The organism is Dyadobacter sp. UC 10, assembly GCF_008369915.1.
Classification (GTDB): domain Bacteria; phylum Bacteroidota; class Bacteroidia; order Cytophagales; family Spirosomataceae; genus Dyadobacter.
This window is the reverse complement of sequence record NZ_VSRN01000001.1, coordinates 5,536,333-5,553,000: the sequence shown is the minus strand read 5'-3', so window position 1 is coordinate 5,553,000 and position 16,668 is coordinate 5,536,333. Positions and strand designations below refer to the sequence as shown.

Below are 16,668 nucleotides of genomic sequence, written 5' to 3'. Positions count from 1 at the left end.
AAGTTACTGACTTCCCGCTGCCTTTCCGCCGACTTTTTTCGAGAAAACTTACAATTTGCGCAGCTTAATGTTCCTGTACCAGACTGTACTTCCCCAATCCTGCAATCCGAACCGGCCTTTGTAAACGCCTTTGCCGATCGGCGCTGCCTTCAATCCGCTGTTGGCCACCCTTTGCTTCCAGTTGGAGCCGCCCAGGTCGTGTTCCTGGACCATAAATTCGTTTTGATAAACGGTAAGCTTGCCTTTCTTGACGATGAAATGAATTTTGTTCCACTCTCCCTGCGGATTTCCTTCGCGGAGCCGGGCATTGGCGATCCCGAAAAAATCGCTCGCCCGGTGTGTATTTTCTTTGGCACCTTCATAGATTTTATCATCGATAACCTGCAATTCCAGCCCGGTATCGTGCATATTTTTGTTTTTCGGGCTTTCATCAACAAAAAAGAAAATCCCGCTGTTGGCGTACTTGCTTACTTTCCATTCCGCCTTGAATTCAAAATCGCCGGTAACCATTTCGTCCGAGACAATATCCCCGCCGTTTTTCGCCTTGTTACCCGCCCTTTCCGGCACATTCAGTTTCACGGCGCCGTCTTCGACAATCCAGGCCGAGCCGGGTGTTTTGCCATTATAGGCATGCCAGCCTTTCAGATTTTTTCCGTCAAAAAGCAATTTCCAGCCGTCCTTCTTTTCGGCGGCCGAAAGCACATTAAGGGACTGTGCGTGAGCGGCTGTAAGCAGTATCTGGAAAAGGAATAACAGAGCGGTCCGAAGCATGGTTGTGCAAGTTTTAGGGTTAGACAAGGACAAGCTGCAAGTATAAATAAAATACTGATCAGCCGATGTCAATTTTCCTTTTGACCCAGATCTGCCGGATGAAAAACCGTTTACTAATCCGCGCGGCGTGTCCGGCTAAATACTATCGAGTATTAAAGACAAATCACGAACTTTGAAAATGTACTCAGAATCAGGCCTTCACCAAGTCACACTATGAAATTTTCTTTTCTTATCATGTTTTTCCTTCCATTCAGTTCCTACCACGCAATGGCGCAGCAGGAGGCAGCGCCTACTGCCCTCAATCACTATGTAGACTTTCTGAGCCATTGTTCCAAAGTAGTTACCGAGCGCTTCGATATGCTCCGGAAATACCAGTCGGAGGTGGACGCTTATCGTCGAAAACCCGGTTTCGGACTCCGGTTGCCTTCCTCAGGCCCGCTGGAAGAATACTATTATAAAACATGCCTGGAAGGTAAAGGCCTCGATCCCGTCTCGAGACAAGAGCTGAACGCAGAAACCGGGAAGATTTGGAAAACCCTGAACGAACTGGACGAAGCTGCAAAGACACTCGAAACCTATGTCAGGCTGAATACTTATGAAAGTGACCAGTTCAAACAATCCGATGCCCACGTGGCGAAGATAGCGTCGCTTTTCACTGTTTTCAGGAACGAAAAAAATGATTTCTATAAGAAAATTCTGCAATCCTACCGCAAAAATCAGCCCTACAAATCGGCCGATCCTTTTTTGAGCACTGAGCGGGAAATGGAGCAGGTTATAGCCAGTCAGCAGGCCTTGCTGGATTCACTTCCCTATTATCTGAACGAAGGCACAAAGGCTGACTGGCCGGTTGCACGCATACAAAGGAGTATGCTCTCCGACGAAAAATGGCTTGCCAGCTTCGGAAAAGCGCAGGAAAAACTGCCCTACCCTGCTTCGAGCGCCGTGGGTGACTTTAAAAATGCGATCGCGTCCATGCAGGATGTCAAGCGGCGCGCGCTGGATGACCACAATTTCGCTGCAAAACAATCCGCGAAGCATGGCAATAGCGTCTATGTTTCCCTGCTGCAATATTTCAATCAGGATTTGCTGGTAATGCAAAAGTCATTTGTCAATTACAGCAAGTCGCTGAAAAAATTGCTCACTTACCCGTCAGACAGTCCTGTAATAACCCCCGAACCGACTCAGGATGAGCGTGATCAGAATCAGAAAACGAAACCTTTTAAGGATCAGCCGGTTCCCGCGTTATCAGTCAGCCGCGCGAAGGCACCAGCAGAAAAAGCCACTGTCCGGACATTAAACGGCTACATCGATTTCATCAACGAATCGCTCAGGCAAATGCATTTGCTGCAATTATTGACACGCAACTACCAATCCTCCGCAGAATATTATCGGGATCCCGAGCGTGCTGCAAAACGAGCCGATCTCACCTATTCGCATGCTGACTTCAAGCTGCCGCTATCTGCCTATCAGTTGCTTTCCAACGCTGCCGAAACCATCCCCCAGGCTTACCGTGCGCCTGTTGTTGCACAGGCAGAAGTATTGCTCCATATATTAAAGGAAATGGATGGATTGAGCATTGAGCTCGTCAACTACACCTCCGAAAAGCGCTATTTGAAAGACCAGCTCAAACGATCGGATGCAATTTTGGACCGGTATGCAATGCTTTTTGAAATTTTCGATCAAAAAAAAGAGCAGCTTTACAGGGATATCCGGCGTATTCACGAGAGCTTCCCTAATGCCAATCCCGCCAGCTCCTGGTATGTTTCGGGTAATGCATTGTTGCAGACGCTGGACGGGGATAAAGATATTTTGTTCGGGATCAGGTCATATCTGGGAGGCAAGTCTGACAAATTGCCTGAAACCTCCGGTGTGGAAGCAGGTGCAAAACAACTTATTGCCGACGAATACAAGAATATGAAGGGCTTGCAGCGATATGGCCGCAGCAATGGGCTTTGCCCCTACACACCCTATGAAGACCTGGCCGCCAATTCCCTGCGTTTTTCAGTAATGTCTCAAAAGTTGAAACCGGTCTCAAATGGTTTCTCCAATCACCCTTACCAATCGTTCTATTACCTCTATAATGGCGAGCTGGTGTACCTCTATAACAAATTTGTGGAGCTTGCCAATGCAGATTTACTGAAAGCAGTCAACCAGCCGGATTTGTTTGCTTTCCGGCGATTATCCGCAGAAAAAGGCACCGAAAAGCCCGCTGAAAAACGCCCTGAAAAACCCGCCGAAAAAAGTAAAACACCTGCTGATGTGGCTGAAAAGAAGCCAGTTGCCGATCCTGTTGTGGCACAAGTTGCATCCCCACGAAACGATGACAAAGAGGTTACCTTCGAAAACAATACCATAATCGAAAGTCAGCGGGATACCGTTTATGTGGAGCGCCTAAGAGTAGATACGGTATTTATTGAGCGAAATGCGCAGCAAAATGTCACCCGCTCGCTGGAAGGTTTTGCGGCAAATAACATGATCCTGCTGCTCGATGTCTCTTCGTCGATGAACTCTCCTTTCAAAATGCCCCTTTTGAAACGTTCGATTAAATCACTCCTCACACTTTTGCGGCCGGAGGACCAGATCACGATCGTATTGTATTCCGGCAAAGCGAGGGTAGTACTGAAACCGACTTCGGGCTCCAAAGCGACTGAAATTGCCCGAATGATCGATCTGTTGCAATCCGACGGCGATACGGACGGAAATGAAGGACTTCGGCTGGCTTACAAAACAGCCAATAAAAGCTATATCCGGGGCGGTAATAACCGGATTGTCCTGGCTACCGACGGCGAATTTCCGGTGAGCGATGAGGTGATGCAAATGATCGAACAAAATGCGCGACAGGATTTGTACCTGACGGTTTTCACATTTGGGAGGCATGCGCATACCGGGCAAAAGCTCAAAAAACTCAGTCAGCTGGGTCAGGGAACTTACGCGCATGTGACCGAGGAAAGTGCAGATCTGCAACTGATCATCGAGGCCCAGTCGAAGAAAACAGCCCGATAATATTAGCCAGAAAAATTAACCGATCGCCTCGTTAATAGATGGCATACCGAACCGGCGGAGGCTGGAAATATGTGATTTTAAAGCAGCGGTAAATGATTCATTTTCCAGGTAAGGCAGATCGAACTCTTCGGCCGTCTGCTTCACGATAACCGCAATTTTAGGATAGTGAACGTGACAGATCTTGGGGAACAGATGATGCTCGATCTGAAAATTCAATCCCCCCAAAAACCAGGTCAAAATACGGTTCCGAGGAGCAAAATTGACCGTCGTTTCCAGCTGATGGACCGCCCAGTCCTTTTCAATGTTTCCCTGACTATTAGCCACCGGATAATTAGTACCTTCCACCGAATGCGCCAGCTGAAACACGACTGTCAGTACGAGTCCGGAAGTAATATGCATCACGCAAAAACCTGCGAGCACATGTAAAAAAGGAATCCCGGCCACAAAAATCGGTAAGCCGAACAATACCATGAAATATGCCAGTTTCATTGCGATCAATCCCATCAACAGGCTGTTGTTTTCCTTTTTGCTCTGGCGGTTGACCCCGGACTTGATAAATTCATAATACTGTATAAAATCCTTGAAAGTGACCCAGTATAAAGTCAGTATTCCGTAAAAACCGAATGCATAAAACCACTGGAACCGGTGCAAGGCTCCGGTTGTGGCATGCGGCGAAAGTTTCACAACACCCCGGTCACGGATATCTTCATCGAGTGAAGCAATGTTGGTATACGTATGGTGAAGCACATTATGCTGTAATTTCCAGTTGGTAACTCCGGCGCCGGCGAGGTAGATCGTATAGCCCAGCCATTTGTTCACCCAGGGTCTCATTGAATAAGCCCCATGATTCGCGTCGTGCATGATACTCATCCCGATCCCGGAAATACCCAGGCCCATGAAGAACCAGAAGAAGAGGCTGACCCAAAACGGCGGAGTGAACAGCATCAGCGCTGCGAACGGAAGAATGTAAAGTGCGAGTAAAGCAATTGTTTTTACCACCATCGTCCCGTTGGCGTGGCGGGAAATTTCGTTGGCCACAAAATAATCTTCAATCCTGCTTTTTAAAGTAGGGAAAAACTGGCTTTTGACCTTTGGGGTGAATTTGATTCTTTCTTTGGGCTGCATTGAATTGATTCAGATGAGGGTTAGAACTAACTGGTCGAATGACCATTGGAGAGAGAAGTTATAAGCCTAATCTGCACAGGAAGCCTTTCATAGTAAATAACGGATTTTTTGGCGACACCGTATAGACTTCACCTATTGTTTTTTTATTAACATTCTAAATAAGGACGTAACAAACGAGGAAAATCAAAGCGGGAACCTGGCGCTTTTCCTTCAATCTATACTAAGAATAAATACAAATTTTATACTTCTGCACGCAAATCGGTAGCCGGCTGAAATAACCTCTGCGAAGCTGCGTATTTTTGATATCAAGCCAAGAAATTAGCCAGACATGCGGAAAGTGTTGCGTAAAAGTATTCGATTAAATGATCAGCAAATCAGGAAACTGGGCGACCTGAGCGCCTTCGACGGCTCCGATCCGATCGAACATGTGACCAGGGCGATCGACGAATATCTCAAAAAGCAAAAGACAGACGTGGGCATTCCTGCGGAAAAAGAAATCCACGCTGAAATTACCGAAAAAACGGGCGATCCGCTCAACCGGGGCGCATTCTGGATATCCGGGGTCGTAGACCGCTACGAATTTTCGGCACTCATCCTGAAAGAACCTTCCCGGTCAGGAATAGAAAAGGGACGCATTTCCAAACTGTCCATTCTCGACCCTACCATCCGCGAAAGCACCAATAGCTTCATTGATTCCTGTATTGTCAATTACGACCGGGGCTGGGATATCAAGCCGAGTAAACTGGCAGAGCCGTATTATAACAAAGTGCGGTCGATCCTGGATAAGATGGCAAAATAATAGCGGTCAGCACACACGCTCCCATCACCCCGATGCACATTTTGCCATTTACCATGAAACAGACGCCCCCCGAACATGTACTATTCAATTACATCGGGCAAATCGGCCAATATTTCCCTGACCCGGTCATTCAATTTTTCATCGTAAGGCATTAGCTATTTTTTAACTCAAATTACACCCTCAAAAAACCGTTAAATAAGTTTTCTCTAAACTAGTTGTCCCTGGTTTACTTTCGGACACAAAATATTTCGAATTTCAGGCCATTACTACCTAACCTGATTTGAAATATGCATCAGAATCCTTACTATCGTCAGGAATATATATGTCTTTTGAGGGAGCATTCACAGGAAATCACCAGACAGTCAGCGAACTTCCAGGAACAAAGAAAAGCGTTAAAACTCCTTCATAAAGAACAGATCAACACCGGCGATAACGGACCGGGATTTTTGAAACGCATTTTTATTCAAATGAGGCACATCAGGGAAATGCGAACCCTCAATGAAAGGATTGAAGCAAAACTGGCTTCGATCAAATCGGCGCAACAGAATGAAATACATGACCTTAAATCGAGCTGGCAGCTCCGGCACACCCTCAACGATGCGAACTAGTCCTGGTCCGGTGCATACCCGAATCAATCATATTTCATCCTGATCGCATTGATTTCGCTTTTTCCGTTGCCATTACCAGACACGTTCACGCCCACGCGCGGCGCACGGTCCCAGCGCGGCAGCCACGGCACCTCTACTTTGACAGTATTGGTAAGCGAATCGACTTTTTGCCCCTTTATTTCCCAGCTGAATTCATAAAACCGGCCAAATTGACTCCTTACTTTCAGATTCATATTCTTATACCGATCAGGTATCTGCTGCGATCTGATCACTTCTCGTTTTCCGTCCCTGATCTGCCACAGCTCCACCAGTTCCTCCTGCACGCCCAGTCCGACAGCATTTTCAGAATCGCCGTAAAGTACAATATTCTGCATCAGCTCATTCAGCCGCATCTCCGCTGAAAAAGTATAATTCCCGTTTTTCAACACCAAACCCAAAAAATTGCCGGCTGCATGCGTGGCACTGTTTTCAATACGAAGCGCGCCCCGATCTATGGCATACACCGGCCTGGGGAAATGAACATCGTAAACCCAGGGAGCCTGCAAAGTGTCCCGGTCATAATCAAGTGAAAAGCTTGGATTAGTGAGCATTGTGGCACCTGATGGTGCCTCTGCTTGCGCCGGGGTTGTTTTTCCATACCGGAAAGACGGCCATTTCGAGGTTTCGTCCCAGATCAGTTCACTCAAAACTCCTTGCCTGCCTGTGAATGTAAAGCCCATACCACTATAGGCATGGTGCAGATAGAAATAACGCTTATCAGCAGTTACGACCACCGTACCATGTCCCGGGCACTTCCAAGTATCATCCCCGAAAAGTACAGGATTACCCCTGTACTTGGTCCATGGGCCTTTCAGGTTTTCTGCTCTTGCAAAACCAACCTGATAGTCGCAATTTTCGCCGCAGCAGGCATTTCCGGAATAGAGCATATACCAGTAATTACCACGTTTAAATATGGCCTGACCTTCCGCCCCACCATTTTCCCATCCTCCCGGATCGGCTTTGATCATGGTGAACTCTTTGCCGGTCATTTTCAGACCGTCAGCAGAAAGTTCGGCGCCGAGTATTTCGATTCCCCTGTCCTTGTCGAGCCCGTACGCTTTCCAGGTTATAAAAAGTTGGTCCTTATCTTCCACGATAAACGCATCGATCGCTTCATTGGTCCACTCGATAATGACGCCGTGATCCTTGAAGCCCTTTTTCAGATCTTTTGTACTCGCTACGCCGATAAACGATTTTTTGTCCGATTTTCTGCGTGCGGTGTAATAGACATAAAAAGTACCGTTGCGAAAAAACAGTTCAGGCGCCCAGTAACTGCCCATGGTCCACTTCGGCAGCTCGTTAAAAACCGGACCCACGTACTCCCAGTCGACCAGATTTTTAGAAGTATAAATCGGATAAGCAGGTCCCCATTCTGAGGACGTGCCCGCTGCATAATAAGTATCCCCGACCCGTATCACAGAAGGATCGGCGAAATCGCCGGCAATAACCGGGTTGCGATAAGTGATCACCGGACCAGGAGGCACTTTCTGCGCATTCGATTTGATACTAAAAAGAAGCGATAACAGTGCAAATACAAGTGCATTAAACTTCATCTCTTTCATTCAATTGATAAACCAATGTTAAAATTGCTGTGCTGCCCGCCGGTGACAACACCGGCACTGCCGCCATTGTTGGTGTTGTCACCAACAACATGCCAGTTGCCCGGTCGCAACGGTTGCCGGTGACAACACCGGCATAGGAAGCCATTGTTGGTGTTGTCACCAACAACTTGCCAGCCGCCCGGTCGCAACCTATGCCGGTGACAACACCGGCATAGGCGGAAGGTCCGCCGGTGACAATACCGGCATAGGCAGCCGCTTCGCCATTGTTGGTGTTGTCACCGGCATTGGCAATTGCTTACCACTCGGCCGCGCTGCCGTCTTCGTGCTGCCAGAGCGGATTTTTCCAGTTGTGACCTACGGCTGCCATTCTGCGGACCTGATCCTCATCGACCTGAATCCCCAGGCCAGGGCCGGAAGGAATATTAACAAAGCCGGTTTCGTAACTGAACACCGATTTGTCTGACAGATAATCCATCAGATCGTTCCCCTGGTTATAGTGAATGCCAAGACTCTGCTCCTGAATAAATGCATTGTGACAGGTAGCATCGACCTGCAAACAGGCGGCCAGCGCGATCGGCCCGAGCGGACAATGCGGAGCGGCTGCGACGTCGAAAGCCTCGGCCATAGAAAGTATCTTTTTGCATTCGGTGATGCCACCCGCGTGCGACAGGTCGGGCTGGATAATGTCGGCGTAGCCCTGGGTCAGGAGGTTCTTGAAATCCCAGCGACTGAACATCCTTTCGCCGGTTGCGATCGGAATGCAGGTGTGGTTCGCAATTTCTCGCAGCGCCTCGTTGTTTTCCGGCAGCACAGGCTCTTCTATAAACATCGGGCGGAACTGTTCGAGCTCCTTGGCCAGCACTTTCGCCATCGGTTTGTGCAGCCTTCCGTGGAAATCTACGCCAATTTCGAGCCCGTACCCTACCGCCTCGCGGATTGAGGCCACGCGGAGCAGCACCAGGTCTATTTTTTCGTACGAATCGATATACTGCATCTCATCGGTCGCATTCATTTTAATCGCCTTGAAACCGCTGTCCAATGCCAGTTTGGCTGCACTCGCTACATCAGCCGGCCTGTCGCCACCGATCCACGAGTACACCTTGATCTTGTCCCGGCACTTTCCGCCCAGCAGTTCGTACACCGGCGCATTGAAAAATTTACCCTTGATATCCCAAAGTGCCTGGTCAATCCCTGCGATCGCGCTCATCAGGATCGGGCCGCCGCGGTAAAACCCGCCCCGGTACATCGTATTCCAATGCCCTTCAATGTCCATCGGGTCTTTTCCGATCAGCGTATCCATCAGCTCGATCACAGCTGCTTTCACCGTCGCCGCCTTGCCTTCTATCACTGGTTCGCCCCAGCCCACAATGCCTTCATCCGTTTCAATCTTCAAAAATAACCACCTCGGTGGCACCTGAAACAACTCGTAACTCTTGATTTTCATTTCGATATTTTTAATTAAATAAAAGACAATGACTTACTTGGTCGCCTCAACAAATGCATTTTTGATCCGTCGGATTTTCCCGTCGGGTTTCGTCATAATGTACATTTCCTTCGTTAGCCGATCATATTCTATCCTGACATCCACCCGTTTCGATCCGGTTATTTCCACCAAACTTTTATTTTTTCCTTCCACTGAAATACCCAGTTCATATATCGCCGGATCACTCAGTTTTTTATCCATATTGATGTAAAAGAGCTTGCCCGATGTAATATCCCCGAAAATATACTTGTTTTTGAGCGCGGCGATATTCCCGTCATACACATGCCCGCCGCTGATCGCATTGCCGTCATAATGATCGTATAATGCAAATGGCTTGATAAACTGAAGCGAATCAGGGTTATCAATTTTAAAAACATTTTTGAGGTCTTTGAAGGAAATTCCGTAATTCCCCTCGCGGATGTTCCATCCGAAATCTCCCCCTTTCACTACCACATTAATCTCCTCAAAGTTGGCTTCACTTACTTCCGCGCAGAATAGCTTGCCATTATACCAGGTCATACGGTGTGGGTTACGGAAACCGTACGCGTAAATCTCTTTGTAGATATCTCGGTCCTTTTTTGTCACAAATGGATTGCTTTTGGGAATTCCATACTGTTTATTCCGGCTGTTTCTCCCCAGCGGATCGATTCTTAAAATTGTTCCCAGCGGCGATTTCAATGTGTGACAGAGTTCCGGGTAACCGCTGATCGTTGAAGAACCGTCGCCTATGCCGATATACAGTAAACCGTAATCCGGGTGTTTCTTGTCTATCCCGGGCTGAAAAGCGATCTCCTGGATTCCGTGAACGGCGCCTGGTACATTGATACGCAGCAATTCGCGTCTCGTACCTTCGAAAACCGTACTTTTTACATCATTGATCTTCCATTCGGAAACGACCCACTGCATTGCTACTTTGATGGTGTCATTGAATTCGTAGTCGGCTGGCTTTCCTTTAAATGTTTCGGTATGGGTAATGTAAATCAACCCATTACGTAAATAATCAGGGTGAAATGCGAAGCTGCCTAGCCCGGTACCCAGGCCGGGCTCGTTGATAAAATCAGCTACCAGCGGACGAATGTCGAGAAACGTATTTATCTGTTTGTTCTGCAGTTTGTAAATGATCCCACGCTGGTCGCTCACATATATCGACCCGTCGGCCTGTGGGCCGGGGCGGGTAAATGCAATACGGGTACGAGGCATTTTCTCACTCGAAAAAGGGATTGTAACAAAGTCTTCCAGCTCGATCTTCAATCCTGACTTAGTAACAGGTGCGGCCAGCCGTTCGGGCTTTGCTACGGCTTCTTCCGTATTTACCGCGAGCGGTTTCAGGTCGAGCGATTTTGTTTCAGCGTCCAGGTAAGCAATGATGGATTTGATCTCCTCGTCTTTCAAAAAATCAAAAGGCGGCATGATCATTTTGTAGCGGCGTGCAAGCGCAGCGGCCCGTTTGTTACCTCTATCAATAACCGCACTCGGGTTTTTGATAAAGGTAACCAATTCGTCGCCTGAGAAAATCCGGGTTACCCCGCCTAGTCGCGGCCCTATTTCTTCCGCCTCCAAAGCATGACAGGAAGCGCAATAAGTAGTAAAAATTTCTTTGCCGGCGGTTGGGGAAACGGTCGTCGCCGGACCGACCTGACTGAAAGCGCTGTTAAAAAAACCCGCGGTAAATACAAGGGAAACGAGGTACTTCTGGATTATCATAACGATCGAAAACGGCCTTAGGAATTTGGAGCCGCTATATTAGCTAATATTTTCGATCCTGCGCGCGTATCGGTTTCAACAAGCGTTGGAATTGTTCTTAATTCACGAAATTACTTGAAAAGTATTCCAGTGTGCTAACACATTTATTTTCATCTAAAATTAGCGACAAAAAGACATTATTTATCAGGGACTTATGATTAAATTGGCTCATAGCAACGAAGACCAGAAGTCATGAAAAGATATATATTTCTCCTTTGGCTATGCGCCACCACTGCATTTTCTCAGCGTTCCGATTTTCTGGTCACTATCTCAGGTACGACAAATGATAGTACAATCAATGAGGTTGTTTTATCAAAAAATAATCCTTTTTTAGATATTTATCAACCCGTTATTATTTCTAAATCATATAAAAATAAGCGCAATGAATTTACTCTGAAATGTAATATCGAAAATGCGCAAATCCTCAACCTCTATGCAAACAGAAAGAGCTGGAAAATATTTGTTTCACCTGGCAGCAATCAACAATTTTCAATATTAAACGATGGCAAAAATAAGACGATCACATTCTCCGGAAAGGATGCCGGTAACTCTACATTCTTGAATGAATTGAATGACTATTTAAAAATAAATAAAATTAAGGCACCCTCATTTTCATTGGGTTCTGATGAAGGGGATTACCAAGTGAGGGTAGACAACTTTTACAATAAAATGAGTGATTTCTTAAAAAATTTCACTTCCGCTGCACCCATTAATAAAGCTCTGATAACAAAATTGTTGGCTTATCAATATCAATCTTTATTAGAAGCTCCACTACGAAAAAACCCGCAAGCAAAGTTATCGGCTGGCTATGTTAAAGACTTGCTCAACTTGCAAACGAGTGACAGTAAAATGATTGACTACGAATATTTTACAGATCTTTTACGTAGCAGATTCATATTATCCAAGTCTAAGCCAAGCGATATCCGTGCCAATTTCGGCGCTTTGCATAAAGATATAAACCAGCATACCAAAGGTAAAGCAAGAGATTTCCTGCTCTCTTCACTGATTGGTTTCTATGTGACAAATGCATCATCGACAGACACTTCTAAAATTTTTGAGAGTGTTTTTAAGAACGCGTTGGATACAATCAAAGACACGACCTACCACAATTATTTAGAAAGCAAATATATCGAGTACAGCTATTTGAATAAACAATTTCCGGATAAGGTTTTGGACGAAACAATTTTGATCAGGTACAGGGACAAAGAGAAAATGACGCTCAGGAAAGTGCTGAATGAATATAAAATGACAAGTGTATATGTCGACTTTTGGGCGAGTTGGTGCGCACCTTGCCGGTATGACATACAAGAATCCAAAGAGAGTAAAGCTTTCTTGGCGGACAAGAAAATACATTTAATTTATTTGTCAATTGATAAAGACCAGAAATCGTGGGAAAAGGCCGTGGAAGAAGAAAATATTATGGACAATCAATACCTAGTTCAAAGTGCTCTCAAATCTGAAATTGTAAACCATTACAGCATATACGCTATCCCCCGATATTTCTTTCTGGATCAAAATCATCTGTTGCAAAACGCATTTGCGCCGCGGCTTGGCAAGGCACATCTTGAAAGTGTGCGAAAAGCAGTGGAGAATGAGAAAATTCAAATTACAACCTACAAGTGAAGCAACTAATTATTTGAACAGATGCGCTTCCTCCGATTGATTGTAAATGAAGAGTAAAGATATACACATTAAAAAGGCCCGCCGTTGATAAAGGCGGGCCTGATTTGATGCCTGTTACTTCACCGGCGCTACATATTCAAGCCTTTGCTTATCCTTTAAAAGCTGCTCACGCAATTGGGCATAATCGACGTCCTGCACGGCAATATTCTTATCGATCGCCAATATCGCCGCGGAAGCTGCACTTTGTCCCAATATCATGAAGACAGGTTCCATTCGTATCGATCCAAATGCAATGTGCGAACTGGAAAGACAAACAGGCACCAGCAAATTCTCACATTCCTCCTTTTTCGGGACCAGCGAACCGTAGGAGATCGCGTAAGGCGTTTTGGGGTGAACGCCGATATCTCCCTCATTTTGCACAAAACCATCTTCCTTCACATACCGATGCGCATTATGCGCATCGAGCGAGTAAGAACCCATTCCTACGGATTCATTCACCGCTTTTTTACCCAATGTCTCGTTCTCGGTCATCACTTCCTTCCCGATCATGCGACGCGCCTCGCGGATATACAACTGATGCGGCCAGCCGCCATTATCTTTAAATTCGTCCTTAGGAAGTCCCCATTTCGACATTTCCTTGCGCACATCCTCGGGTACATTCTTATCATTGGTCAGATAATACATCAGACCTTTCTGATACAATTCGTGCTCTTTGATGATCTGCTTTCTCCGCTCGTAAGTCGCCTCGGGATAGTCGTAGTTCTGGCCGATGAAGTCAGTGCTGAACGGGCCGTGGTTGTTGGTATCCGTTTTTTTATTGGGGATCGGATCGTATTTGTCGAAAGTTTCTGTCCAGCCTGCCTTGTAAACCCGGGCCAGCAGCTCATATTTCGCAGGATCGTAACCCGCAGGCTTCTCGAAAGGAATGCGGTTGTCCGGGTTCATTGAAAGACACATCCGGAAACAGTAAGCCTGGATCTTGTTATCCCCCTCGCCATTTTTACCAATTTTCTCAGCAGAAACATAAGGCAGCAAACCGCTTTTCGGGTCGCCTTCAATTTTGTACGGACTTACATTCTTTTTAAAGTAATGTCCATGCTGAAAAACGCCCGCCTGGATACCATTCCACTTCTCATCATACACACTGTTAGCTTCCCTTCCGACGTGAAATTTAACGTCGGCAGCTGCCATCAAATCACCTTCATAGGTTGCGTCAATGAACATTTTACCTGTAAATGTCTTGCCGCTCAGCGTTTTGATGGAGACAATCTTACCGTCCTTTTTCGTCACCCCGCCTTCTCGGTCGAGCCACTCGTCGCGGTAGATCTTCACATTGTTTTCTTTCACGAAATCCTCAAAAACCTTTTCAGCAACTTTGGGTTCGAAGATCCACATGGTCCTGTCTGCACCGTCCATGGCCGGGGTTCCCTGGCCTTTATTGCCGTACTCCTCCTTTTTTTGCCACTGCCAGGCTTCCGGCGTGTCGTAGTGCATATAAACGCGGTGGTAAAACTCGCGGGCAAGTCCGCCGATCACCGATTTATTTCCGGTGTCTGTAAAGCCCAGCCCGCCGGAACTCAGTCCTCCCAGGTGTTTATCGGGTGACACAACGAGCACAGTCTTACCTTGTTTTACCACCTGAACAGCGGCAGTGACAGCGCCGGAGGTACCACCGTAAACGATCACATCGGCGGTATATTCATCGGTTTTTTGACCGTCCGACTGGCAACTGGCCAAAAAACCGGCCAGCAAGAGCGAAAAGAATTGTTTCATCAGCATTGTAAGGATTATAGGAAAAAGAAACTATTTTGAAACCGGGACCAGCAAAACGGCGTCTGCCAGGACCAGCCCGTCGGCATTTTTATTCGAAACTTCCACATAAGCAGATTTACCTGCGGGCAGATCGAAGGTGCCCAGTGAAACCCACTCGCCCGAAGTCTGCCCTACTACCTCGATGTCAGCGGTTTTGAGACTTACATCCTTCGTTGTCTTTCCGTTTGAAACAACAATCGGGTAATGCGAAGAAAGTCCGGCTAACTTAGGAAAGTAAAAGTAGGCTGCATATTTACCGCTCTTCGGCACATCCGGCGTGAACCTTACCGATTGAGGTGCCTTGTTTTGAGGATCTGATGAAAGTAAAGAAGGCCCATAGCTACCGCGTTTACCACTTTTCCAATCACCAGTCACTTTAACCTTGCTCTGGTCCTCATTATCAACCAGCAATTGCTGGATCGAACCATTCGCGAGCGGATCGGCGGCAAGTTTTTTGATCAGTTTCTGCGCATCAACCTGCTGTACGCTCACTTTTCCGTCGATCGCCATCACCGCAGCCGCTGCGGCAGACTGGGACAAAACCATAAATACCGGCTCCATCCGAATCGATCCGTAAGCAATATGGGTAGCAGACAAACAAACCGGTACGAGCAGGTTTTTGCATTCAGTTTCTTTCGGGATAATAGAACGATACGAGACCGGGTAAGGCCCAAATCCGCCTACTTCCACATTACCTTCATTTTTCGTATTCCCATTCACAATAATGCGCTGGATATTGTGCGAATCCATGGTGTAGGCGGCCATCCCAACCCCATCATTCACTTTTTCCTTTCCTTCGCAGTTCGCCTGCGTCATCACGTAGCTTCCTACCATTCTCCTCGCCTCCCGGATGTACAATTGCGGCGACCAGTTGCCGGTTTCTGTATATTCGTCTTTCGGGTATCCCCATTTCAGCATGGAGTTGCGCAGTTCCTCGGGTACACGCGGATCGTGGCCAACGAAATAAAGAAGACCTTTCGTGTAAACTTCGTGGTCTTTGATGATGCGTGCCCTCACCTCGTAGCTGCCGTCGGGATAATCGTAATTCATGCCGATCATGTCCGTCGAAAATCCGTTACGGTTATTGATATCCGTTTTGTTGTTGGGCATCTTGCTCCATATGAAGAAATCGTTCAGCGTTTTTCTGTTTGGCTGCTTTTGCATGAGCCTTACCAGCAGCTCGTAATGCGTGGAATCGTAGCCTTCCGGTCTTGTAATCGGTACCTGGTTGGCCGGGTCAGACGTAAGGCAAATGCGGTAATTATAGGCCTGCACCTTTTTATCGCCACTACCGGTAGCAGCCAGCTTTTCGTTTGAAATACCCCACAACAAGCCGCTTTCCGGCTTTCCGGGGACTTTATACGGATCAATACCATTGGGAAGCTGGTGACCGTCCATGAGCTGAACGCCGTTGATCGTTTCATTATATTCCGAATTTGCTTCCCTGCCTACTGCGTAAGAAACGCCTGCTTTCGCCATCAGGTCGCCTTCGTAGGAACAGTCGATGAACATTTTCGCTTCAACGCTGACATTTGTAGTGGCGTCAGGTTTTAAACTGTTTTCCAGACTGATCGATTTGATCGTGCCGTTATCCTTACTTGCCGAAACGATCCTGTGGTTGTAATCGACTTTAATCCCCGCCTCGTCCAGGTATTGCTGCAAATACTTTTTGGCGACTTTCGGCTCAAAAATCCATTGCTCAAATTTTCCGTAATGCTTGCCCAACCTTCTGTAAAAATCGAGTGATAATCCTGAAATAGCGTACTTATTACCGATATCAGTCTGCCCCAGCCCCCCGGAGGTCATTCCTCCCAGGTGCATGCCCGGCTCGATCAGCATAACCGATTTGCCCATTTTTTTAGCTGTATAAGCCGCGATCACGCCGGCCGCAGTTCCGCCATAAATGCAGATATCGACCGTTTTCGTTGCATTTCGAACCGGCGGTCGTTGAGCTGGCAGTACTGTTAGCATTACTACGGCCAGTGGCAGCGCCAGGATTTTACGCATATTGAGTGTTAGCATTTCTTTTTATTTAAATAAGAATCAAAAACAGGATTTCTATTGTCAGGGATGAATTGAAAAAGGCGCAGGCAGGTCGAT

General features: G+C 46.9%; 12 protein-coding genes. 4 read left to right on the top strand and 8 right to left on the bottom strand.

What is annotated here, in order from left to right:
- Positions 1–48 precede the first annotated feature (48 nt).
- The gene (locus FXO21_RS23000) at positions 49–771 is read right to left on the bottom strand and encodes a 3-keto-disaccharide hydrolase (RefSeq protein WP_149642280.1); all 723 of its coding nucleotides are present in this window, start codon (positions 769–771) and stop codon (positions 49–51) included.
- Between the two features lie 213 nt (positions 772–984).
- On the opposite strand from FXO21_RS23000, the gene FXO21_RS22995 reads away from it, so the two are divergent.
- Positions 985–3,774, top strand: coding sequence for a vWA domain-containing protein (locus FXO21_RS22995; RefSeq protein WP_149642279.1), 2,790 nt, complete (start codon positions 985–987; stop codon positions 3,772–3,774).
- Positions 3,775–3,789: 15 nt separating this feature from the next.
- On the opposite strand, the gene FXO21_RS22990 is transcribed toward FXO21_RS22995, so the two are convergent.
- On the bottom strand, positions 3,790–4,899 hold the full coding sequence (locus FXO21_RS22990) for a fatty acid desaturase family protein (protein WP_149642278.1): 1,110 nt from the start codon (positions 4,897–4,899) through the stop codon (positions 3,790–3,792).
- Between the two features lie 328 nt (positions 4,900–5,227).
- Between FXO21_RS22990 and FXO21_RS29020 the strand changes: the two genes are divergently transcribed.
- Positions 5,228–5,698 (top strand): DUF7678 domain-containing protein, encoded by a 471-nt coding sequence (locus tag FXO21_RS29020; protein ID WP_225865816.1) that lies wholly within the window; start codon positions 5,228–5,230, stop codon positions 5,696–5,698.
- 287 nt (positions 5,699–5,985) lie between these two features.
- On the top strand, positions 5,986–6,306 hold the full coding sequence (locus FXO21_RS22980; protein WP_149642277.1) for a hypothetical protein: 321 nt from the start codon (positions 5,986–5,988) through the stop codon (positions 6,304–6,306).
- A 23-nt stretch (positions 6,307–6,329) separates the two neighbouring features.
- On the opposite strand, the gene FXO21_RS22975 is transcribed toward FXO21_RS22980, so the two are convergent.
- From FXO21_RS22975 to FXO21_RS22965, 4 genes are all read right to left on the bottom strand, one after another.
- Positions 6,330–7,907: a glycoside hydrolase family 43 protein gene (locus FXO21_RS22975; protein ID WP_225865815.1), complete on the bottom strand. Its 1,578-nt coding sequence runs from the start codon at positions 7,905–7,907 to the stop codon at positions 6,330–6,332.
- Positions 7,888–8,052, bottom strand: coding sequence for a hypothetical protein (locus FXO21_RS28865; RefSeq protein WP_192579305.1), 165 nt, complete (start codon positions 8,050–8,052; stop codon positions 7,888–7,890). Before FXO21_RS28865 ends, FXO21_RS22975 begins: the two co-directional genes overlap by 20 nt.
- Before the next feature lie 150 nt (positions 8,053–8,202).
- Positions 8,203–9,351, bottom strand: coding sequence for a galactonate dehydratase (dgoD, locus tag FXO21_RS22970; protein ID WP_149642276.1), 1,149 nt, complete (start codon positions 9,349–9,351; stop codon positions 8,203–8,205).
- A gap of 33 nt (positions 9,352–9,384) precedes the next feature.
- On the bottom strand, positions 9,385–11,094 hold the full coding sequence (locus FXO21_RS22965; protein WP_149642275.1) for a PQQ-dependent sugar dehydrogenase: 1,710 nt from the start codon (positions 11,092–11,094) through the stop codon (positions 9,385–9,387).
- A gap of 231 nt (positions 11,095–11,325) precedes the next feature.
- Here FXO21_RS22965 and FXO21_RS22960 point away from each other — a divergent pair, with 231 nt between their 5' ends.
- Positions 11,326–12,756 carry a TlpA family protein disulfide reductase gene (locus FXO21_RS22960; RefSeq protein WP_149642274.1) on the top strand — a complete coding sequence of 477 codons (1,431 nt, stop codon included), beginning with the start codon at positions 11,326–11,328 and terminating at the stop codon, positions 12,754–12,756.
- Positions 12,757–12,870: 114 nt separating this feature from the next.
- Here FXO21_RS22960 and FXO21_RS22955 read toward each other — a convergent pair whose 3' ends face one another.
- On the bottom strand, positions 12,871–14,535 hold the full coding sequence (locus FXO21_RS22955) for an FAD-dependent oxidoreductase (protein ID WP_409014782.1): 1,665 nt from the start codon (positions 14,533–14,535) through the stop codon (positions 12,871–12,873).
- Positions 14,536–14,559: 24 nt separating this feature from the next.
- A complete protein-coding gene (locus FXO21_RS22950; protein ID WP_225865814.1) occupies positions 14,560–16,590 on the bottom strand; it encodes an FAD-dependent oxidoreductase in 2,031 nt (676 codons plus the stop codon).
- Between the last annotated feature and the right edge of the window lie 78 nt (positions 16,591–16,668).